The sequence below is a fragment of the Sporosarcina koreensis genome (assembly GCF_001531445.1).
Taxonomy (GTDB): Bacteria; Bacillota; Bacilli; order Bacillales_A; family Planococcaceae; genus Sporosarcina; species Sporosarcina koreensis_C.
In genome coordinates, this window is the sequence record NZ_LQYA01000284.1 from 1 (window position 1) to 243 (window position 243).

Annotated in this window: 1 protein-coding gene; it reads left to right on the forward strand. The window is 33.7% G+C overall.

Annotation, left to right across the window (positions count from 1 at the left end):
• The coding region (locus tag AWV70_RS21965; protein WP_201024452.1) for a plasmid recombination protein at positions 1-243 on the forward strand (243 nt) is incomplete at both ends.

The window sequence follows — 243 nt, forward strand, 5'->3', positions numbered from 1 at the left end:
AAAAGGGATTCAATTTCACAATCAAAGAGAGCGGGAAAGTAAGACGAACCCCGATATTGATAAAGACAAATCAAATGAAAATTACGATTTTATAAATGATGGAAATATTGATTATAACGAGCGAGTAAAAGAAATTATTGAATCACAAAAAACGGGAATAAGAAAAACCCGAAAAGATGCGGTACTGGTAAATGAATTGTTGGTGACATCTGGGAGAGAATTTTTTGAGGGACTAGATTCTGC